Annotated in this window: 6 protein-coding genes; 3 read left to right on the top strand and 3 right to left on the bottom strand. The window is 59.5% G+C overall.

Going from position 1 to position 8,095, the window contains the following annotated elements; genetic code table 11:
- The first annotated feature begins 377 nt into the window (after positions 1-377).
- The gene (locus HBO23_RS32790) at positions 378-1,118 is read left to right on the top strand and encodes a 1-acylglycerol-3-phosphate O-acyltransferase (protein WP_017138322.1); all 741 of its coding nucleotides are present in this window, start codon (positions 378-380) and stop codon (positions 1,116-1,118) included.
- A gap of 134 nt (positions 1,119-1,252) precedes the next feature.
- Positions 1,253-2,224 carry a magnesium and cobalt transport protein CorA gene (locus HBO23_RS32785; protein WP_170040898.1) on the top strand — a complete coding sequence of 324 codons (972 nt, stop codon included), beginning with the start codon at positions 1,253-1,255 and terminating at the stop codon, positions 2,222-2,224.
- On the opposite strand, the gene HBO23_RS32780 is transcribed toward HBO23_RS32785, so the two are convergent.
- The 3 genes from HBO23_RS32780 to HBO23_RS32770 form a co-directional block, all read right to left on the bottom strand.
- Positions 2,221-2,946, bottom strand: a complete 726-nt coding sequence (locus HBO23_RS32780) for an amidotransferase (RefSeq protein ID WP_017138323.1) — start codon at positions 2,944-2,946, stop codon at positions 2,221-2,223. The two genes, HBO23_RS32785 and HBO23_RS32780, sit on opposite strands and share 4 nt — an antisense overlap.
- A 215-nt stretch (positions 2,947-3,161) precedes the next feature.
- Positions 3,162-5,309 carry a 3-hydroxyacyl-CoA dehydrogenase NAD-binding domain-containing protein gene (locus HBO23_RS32775; RefSeq protein WP_170040897.1) on the bottom strand — a complete coding sequence of 716 codons (2,148 nt, stop codon included), beginning with the start codon at positions 5,307-5,309 and terminating at the stop codon, positions 3,162-3,164.
- Positions 5,310-5,325: 16 nt separating this feature from the next.
- Positions 5,326-6,531, bottom strand: coding sequence for an acetyl-CoA C-acetyltransferase (locus HBO23_RS32770; RefSeq protein WP_170040896.1), 1,206 nt, complete (start codon positions 6,529-6,531; stop codon positions 5,326-5,328).
- Positions 6,532-7,179: 648 nt separating this feature from the next.
- Here HBO23_RS32770 and HBO23_RS32765 point away from each other — a divergent pair.
- Positions 7,180-7,986, top strand: coding sequence for a cytochrome c (locus HBO23_RS32765; protein ID WP_170040895.1), 807 nt, complete (start codon positions 7,180-7,182; stop codon positions 7,984-7,986).
- Positions 7,987-8,095 lie beyond the last annotated feature (109 nt).

The following is an 8,095-nucleotide window of genomic DNA, read 5'->3' as shown; positions in this document are numbered from 1 at the left end:
GGGCAGGCGGGCTTGCCTCGCGTTGGGCTGCGCAGCGGCCCCAGTAAAGCAACTGAGGTTTCGCCTGAAAGACCGCGGGGCTTGGTTTTGGGGCTGCTTCGCAGCCCAACGCGGGGCAAGCCCGCTCGCCACAGAATAGGTGGCCACCGTCAATAATTGTCTAGATACCTACAGCTGATGTGCCAAAGCCCGACCTTGAGTCGGGCTTTTTCTTACAAATAAATCCGAAACGTCTTTAGCCGCTCTAGTCGGGCTATGTCGGCATACGTTGAAACATGTGCTTAAACATCGCCCATCTCCTACGTCTGTAGGGGCAATTGCCGAATACAGTGCACATCCGTACACTGCGCCACCTTTTGTCCCGATGGGCTGTGTCGATGCTTTTTCTGTTACGTATGTTGTTGATGGGCCTGCACTTTATGGTCGCCGGGGTATTGGGCGTGCTGTTGGGTGTGTGCCGGCCGTTCAACCCGGACAACAGCCGCCTGTGTGCTCGTCTCTATGCGTTGCCTGCCATGCGTATCCTGGGCTTGCGCCTTAAGGCCGATGTCGACTCGTTGCGTAACAAGCCCGGCACCTGTGTGGTCATCGCCAACCATCAGTCCAACTATGACCTGTTTATATTCGGCAATGTGGTGCCCCATCGCACGGTGTGTATCGCTAAAAAGAGTCTGAAGTGGGTGCCGTTGTTCGGCCAGTTGTTCTGGCTGGCGGGCAATGTGTTGATTGACCGCGGCAATGCGCACAAGGCGCGCCGGGCGATGCTTACGACCACACAGACCTTGCAGCATGAGGACACCTCGATTTGGGTGTTCGCCGAAGGCACACGCAACCTGGGCAAAGGTTTGCTGCCGTTCAAGAAGGGCGCGTTCCATATGGCGATTGCGGCTGGCGTACCGATTGTGCAGGTGTGCGCCAGCACTTACGTCAAGCATATGCAGCTCAATCGCTGGAACAGCGGTGAGGTGCTCATACGCTCGTTGCCGCCGATTCCTACCGTCGGGCTGACTTCGGATGACATCCCGGCGTTGATGCAGACGTGTCAGGCGCAGATGGAGGCATGCATTGCCGAGATGGACCATGAGCTGCAAACCGCTTGGGCACCTGCGCCTTTGTGATTGATGGGGGGCTTCGCCCCCAGCGCAAGCAAGCTTGCTCGCCACAAAAAGCTGACCTCTGCACCGCAACAAGGGAACGCCATTCAGGCTAAGCTGCCCAACACCTGTCCTCCTAATAAGAAGCGATCTGCACCATGGGTAGAGTTGTTGCGGCAGCCGTTTACAGCGCCGGTAAGAAAGTCACGGATATCACCCTCGACGAAGGCGCCGCCTGGGCCGCCAAACCCGACCATTTTGTGTGGATCGGCCTGGAAGAACCCAGCGCCCAGGAGCTGGCCAACCTGCAACGCCAGTTCAACCTGCATGAGCTGGCCATCGAAGACGCCCTGGAAAAACACAGCCGCCCCAAGCTTGAAACCTTCGGCGATGCGCTGTTTATCGTCACCTACTCACCGGTGCGCGAAAACGGCAAGCTGGAGTTTATCGAGACCCATATCTTCGCCGGCAACGGCTACATCATCACCGCCCGCAACGGCCACTCGGCGTCCTACGGTTTTGTGCGCCAGCGCTGTGAGGCGCGGCCGTTGTTGCTGGAGCATGGGGAAGATTTCGTACTCTATGCGCTGCTGGATTTCGTCACCGAAAACTACCAGCCGGTGAGCGAAGCGATCCACGCCGAGATTGATGAGTTGGAGCGCAACGTGCTGTGCAGTTCCCTGAGCGAGCACGATATCCAAAACCTGCACGGCCTGCGCCGCGATGTGCTGCGGCTCAAACGGTATGTGGCGCCGATGGTGGAGATCAGCCAGGAGCTGCAGAAGCTCAGCTTCCCATTTATCGACAAGAATATACGCCCGTATTTTCGCGATGTGCAGATCCACGTGACGCGGCAGATGGAGGACCTCACTACCCTGCGCGATATCGCCAGCCAGACCATCGAAATCGGTGTGTTACTGGAGGCTTCGCGGCAAAGCGTGGTGCAGCGCAAGTTCGCCGCCTGGGCGGCGATTCTGGCATTCCCCACGGCGGTGGCGGGGATATATGGGATGAACTTCCAGAACATGCCCGAGCTGCAATGGCACTACGGCTATTTTGCGGTGCTCGGGTTTATTGCGGTGGGCTGCACGAGTTTGTGGGCTAGCTTTAAACGCTCGGGCTGGCTTTAAGCCGCAGCCTCTGGCTTGTGGGCGACAAAGCGCATCATCCATTCAGCCACGGTGGCACCGTGGTGGTCACGCGCAAGGCTGGCCACGCCGTGGGTGTAGACCTTTTCGCCCAGGGTTGTCTGAAGAATCTCCAGTAACTCACGGGAATAGTCGTGGATAAACTCCGGGTGGCCCTGGAAGCACAGCACCTGGTCTTCGATGTGGTACGCGGCATACGGGCAAAAATCGCTGGAGGCGATCACCGTGGCGTTGTCCGGCAGCGCGGTGACCTGGTCCTGGTGGCTGATCAGCAAGGTCAATTCTTCCACCACCGGGCTCATCCACGGCGCTTTGGCGTTGAGCTTGTAGTCGTGGATGCCCATGCCCCAGCCTTGGCTGGCGCGCTCGGTCTTGCCGCCCAGCAGCAGCGCGAGTAACTGGTGACCGAAACACACGCCCAGCAACTTGTCGCCACGCTCGTAGCGCTCAAGCACGTAGGTTTTGAGGGTTTGGATCCACGGGTCGGTGCCGAAGGAATCGGCCTTGCTGCCGGTGATCAGGTAGGCGTCAAACACCTCGTCAGCAGGCGGGTATTCGCCCTGCACCACGTTGTAGATGACGAATTCGGCGGCAATCGGTTGCTTGGAGAACAGGCGCTTGAACATCTGCCCGTACCCTTGGTATTGATCGATCAAGCCTGGACGCAGGATATCGGTTTCCAGGATACAGACGCGTAGCGACATAAAAAATACCTGACACGGTGATGGGAATAATGAACAGCCCAGAGCCTGCCTTGAAACACCCCAGCAAAGCAAGTCCCGCCGCGTGACGACCTGTGGGAGCGGGCTTGCCCGCGATAGTGGTGTGTCAGCCACTGCAAATATCGGCTGATATGACGCTATCGCGGGCAAGCCCGCTCCCACAGGGGTTCTCCATCATTCAAAACAGGGCGGTTTGATCAGGCAAATAGTTCACCCCGTGCAGCCTTCTCAAGCAACAACGCTGGCGGTGAGAACCGCTCGCCATATTGCTCGGCCAGGTAACGCGCCCGGGCAATGAAGTCGTTCAGGCCATACTGGTTGATAAACTGCAGCGCACCGCCACTCCACGCGGCAAAGCCAATGCCGAAGATCGAGCCCACATTGGCATCCGCCGTGGACATCAACACGCCCTCCTCCACGCACCGCACGGTTTCAATCGCCTGAATAAACAGTAAACGGTCGCGCACATCCTGCGCTGAGATCTGTTTGCCGGGTTGTTCAAAGCGGGTTTTCAGCTCGGGCCACAGATGCTTGTGCCCGCCTGCGGGGTAGTCGTAAAAACCGCCGCCTGCCGCCTTGCCCGTGCGTTTGTATTCATTCACCAACAGATCGATCACAGCCGTCGCCGGGTGAGCCGGCACTTGCTTGCCCTCGGCTTGCAGATCCTTCGCCGTCTGCTGTCGGATATGGCTCATCAAGCTGAGGGACACTTCATCCGACACCGCCAACGGCCCCACCGGCATACCGGCCTTGCGCGCCTCGGTTTCGATCATCGGCGCTGCCACACCTTCTCCGAGCATGGCGATGCCTTCGTTGGTGAAGGTGCCGAACACCCGCGAGGTGAAGAAGCCGCGGCTGTCGTTGACCACGATCGGGGTTTTCTTGATTTGCAGTACGAAATCAAAACCTCGGGCCAGGGTTTCGTCGCGGGTGTGAGCGCCCTTGATGATTTCTACCAGCGGCATCTTGTCGACGGGGCTGAAGAAATGCAGGCCAATGAATTGGCCTTGATCGGGCACCGCTGTTGCCAGGCCAGTGATGGGCAAGGTGGAGGTGTTGGAAGCGATCACCGCCTCGCTGCCGACCACGCTTTGCGCCGCCGCCGTGACCCTGGCTTTGAGTTCACGGTCCTCATACACGGCTTCGATGATCAGGTCGCAACCGGCCAGGTCGGCATCGGAGGCCGTAGGATGAATCCGCGCCAAGGTGCTTTCCCGCTGTTCGGCGGTCAATTGCCCACGACTGACTTTCTTGTCCAGCAGCGCGGCAGAATGCGCCTTGCCCTTCTCGGCCGCCGCCAGGTTGATGTCCTTGAGCACCACCTCAACGCCCGCACAAGCACTCACATACGCAATGCCCGCGCCCATCATCCCGGCGCCCAGCACGCCCACCTTACGCGTGACATAAGGGGCAAAACCTTTCGGCCGTGAGCTGCCGGCGTTGATCTCATTGAGCTGAAACCAGAAGGTGCCAATCATGTTTTTCGCCACTTGCCCGGTGACCAGCTCGGTGAAGTAGCGGGTTTCGATCAGGTGCGCAGTGTCGAAATCCACTTGGGCGCCTTCTACAGCCGCACAGAGAATTTTCTCCGGCGCGGGGAAGCAGCCATTGGTTTTACTGCGCAAAATCGACGGCGCGATGGCCAGCATCTGCGCAACTTTTGGGTTTGACGGCGTGCCGCCGGGGATCTGGTAGCCCTTGTTGTCCCACGGTTGTTTGGCCTCGGGATTGGCCAAAATCCAGGCGCGGGACTTGGCCAGCAGCTCATCGCGATCCGCCGCCAGCTCATTGATCAAACCCGCCTGCAATGCCTGCTGCGGCCGCACTTTTTTACCTTCCAGCAAATACGGCAAAGCCTTCTCCAGCCCCAGCATGCGCACCATGCGCACTACCCCGCCGCCGCCCGGCAACAGGCCCAGGGTGACTTCCGGCAGGCCAAGCTGAGTAGATTTGTCATCCAGCGCAACGCGGTAATGACACGCCAGGCAAATCTCCCAACCGCCGCCCAGCGCTGCGCCATTGATCGCGGCCACCACCGGTTTACCGAGAGTTTCCAGGCGGCGCAGTTGCGCCTTCAACACCAGCACGCTGTCGTAGAAAGCCTTGGCGTGGGCTTTGTCGACTTTGATCAGTTCATTGAGGTCGCCACCGGCGAAAAAAGTCTTCTTCGCCGAGGTGATAACCACGCCGGCGATGTTGGCCTTTTCCGCCTCAAGGCGTGTGACGATGGCCGCCATGGACTCCCGGTACACGCCGTTCATGGTGTTGGCGCTCTGGCCGGGCATGTCGAGGGTCAGCACCACAATCTGGTCCTGGCCTTTTTCGTAACGAATGGCTTCGGTCATGACAAATTCCTTGGGCTCAGAGGCGTTCGATGATGGTGGCGATGCCCATGCCACCGCCGACACACAGGGTGGCCAGGCCGTAGCGCTGCTGACGCACCTCCAGCTCGTCGAGCAGGGTGCCGAGGATCGCGCAGCCGGTGGCGCCCAGCGGGTGGCCCATGGCGATGGAGCCGCCGTTGACGTTGACTCGGGCGGCGTCGATGCCCATGTCTTTGATGAACTTGAGAACCACAGAAGCAAACGCTTCGTTGACTTCGAACAGGTCGATGTCTTCAACGCGCAGACCGGCTTTGGCCAACGCCTTGCGCGTCGCCGGTGCGGGGCCGGTGAGCATGATGGTCGGGTCGGTGCTGGTCACCGCCGTAGCGACGATGCGCGCCCGTGGTTGCAGGCCCAATTCACGGCCCTTGGCCTCGGAGCCGATCAGCATCAACGCAGCGCCGTCGACAATGCCGGAGCTGTTGCCGGGCGTGTGTACATGGTGGATACGCTCCACATGGCTGTAGACCCGCAGCGCGGTGGCGTCGAACCCCATCTGCCCCATCATTTCGAAGCTTGGCTTGAGCTTGCCGAGGCCTTCGAGGGTGGAGTCACCACGGATAAATTCATCATGGTCCAACAGCACGATGCCGTTCTGATCCTGCACCGCAATCAGCGACTTGTTGAAGGAACCGTCTGCACGAGCCCTGGCCGCTTTCTGCTGGGACTGTAGGGCGAAGGTGTCGACGTCCTGGCGGGTGAAGCCTTCGAGTGTAGCGATCAGGTCCGCACCAATGCCTTGTGGCGTGAAGTGGCTGTGCAGATTGGTCTGCGGGTCGAGCACCCAGGCGCCGCCGTCGCTGCCCATAGGCACGCGGGACATGGACTCGACACCGCCGACCACCACCAGGTCTTCGAAGCCCGAGCGCACTTTCATTGCGCCAAGGTTCACCGCTTCGAGGCCCGAGGCGCAGAAGCGGTTGATCTGCACGCCAGCAACGCTGACGTCCCAGTCGGCCACCAGTGCAGCGGTCTTGGCAACGTCGGCGCCCTGGTCACCCACCGGGGTGACGCAGCCAAGGACGATGTCATCTACCTGGCGCGTGTCGAGGTCGCTGCGTTGCGCCAGCGCCGTCAGCAGGCCCGCCACCAGGTTGACCGGTTTGACGCTGTGCAGGGCACCATCGGCCTTGCCTTTGCCACGGGGCGTACGTATCGCATCAAAGATCAAAGCTTGGGTCATGACATCCTCGAGCAGCCAGTGCGTGTGTGCCTACCTTCAGGCCCGATTGACACGGTTTCAATGACCGATGCGCTCATTGCTTTTGACCCCCTCGCTCGGACGAACGGTAGGCAGCTATGGGAAACCGCTGATTAATCGTTTTAGCTGTCTAGCCCTAGGGCTGGCGCCAAGATGGCACTAAGCCTCATGCCGTTTTTAGCGCAAATACTGATTAGCTGATATGAAATGGATCTAAGCCGCGAAGAACGAGGGCTCTAAGGTTGAATCAGTAGGAAGCTGCTGCCGGGTTTTGCTGGGGCAGTTGTAAGAAAAGTGCAACGTCACATCGCGATACTGAAATTTATCGGCACGCATTTGACGCTCAGGAATAACAACAAAAGGCAGTCAGCCATGTTTAAACATTCGAAAGTACGTCAGGCGGGACTTATTCTGTTCGCCACCACACTGATTCTGATCCTGCCCAATTTAACCAAGGTTATCGGGTGACGATTCAGCCTCCAGATTCCGTGCACACACAGCACCAGGACTGCAGCTTTTGGCAGCACCTGCCAGGATATTGCGCATAGCGGTCCTGTTGCAGGGGCTGTCTTTTTGCGCGCAGCTTTCCGGTATTGTGGGCGCCACCGCCACCTAGAACCGGGCTCTCCCTTGAAACCGATCCTTGCCTTCCTCGCTTTGCTGTTGGCCCTGCCGGCAACGGCCGCGCAATTGACCATCGAACTCGACCACACCCGCAAGACCTGGCAGACCGCTGAGCTGCTCAAGCACCCGGAAGCGCAGACGGTGCAGATCGTCGATGACGTTTCCTACAAGCGCACTATGACCTATCGCGCCGTGCCGCTGGCCTCTCTGCTACCGGGTCTCACGCCTGCGAACCATCTGCAAGCCGTGGCCCTGGATGGGTTCGCCGCAGAACTGACAGCCGCGCCGCTTCTGGAGAAACACGGTGCCCGCGCCTGGCTGGCAGTGGAAGACCCGGCCCAGCCGTGGCCTGCACTGGCAGACGGTAAACCGAGTGCCGGGCCGTTTTATCTGGTATGGACCGACCCGCAAGCCGGGCATATCAGCCCTGAACAGTGGCCGTTCCAGGTGTCCGAGATCAAGCAATTGAAGACGGTGGCTGAGCGTTTTCCGGCCTTGTTGCCTGACCCGAAGTTGGCGGCGAATGACCCGGTCAACCAGGGCTTTGCGCTGTTTCAGAAGAATTGCCTGGCGTGTCATCGGCTCAATGGCGCCGGCGATGCGCAGGTGGGGCCGGACTTGAATATTCCCTACAACCCCACCGAGTATTTCAGCGGGGATTTCCTCAAGCGTTACATCCGCGACCCGCAGAGCTTGCGGCATTGGCCACAGGCGAAGATGCCGGCGTTTAACGCCAGTGTGCTGCCCGATGGCGAGTTGGATTTGCTGGTGGGGTACTTGAAGCATATGGCGGGGCGTAAGCAACAACCCTAAGCCCATCACAAATCCAATGTGGGAGCTGGCTTGCCTGCGATAGCGGCCTGCCAGCCCGCACAGGTGTAGCTGACCCACTGCTATCGCAGGCAAGCCAGCTCCCACACTT

Source organism: Pseudomonas sp. WS 5532 (assembly GCF_012985445.1).
GTDB classification, from domain to species: domain Bacteria; phylum Pseudomonadota; class Gammaproteobacteria; order Pseudomonadales; family Pseudomonadaceae; genus Aquipseudomonas; species Aquipseudomonas edaphica.
The sequence above is the reverse complement of the archived record's forward strand: the minus strand, read 5'-3'. Positions and strand labels throughout refer to the sequence as shown.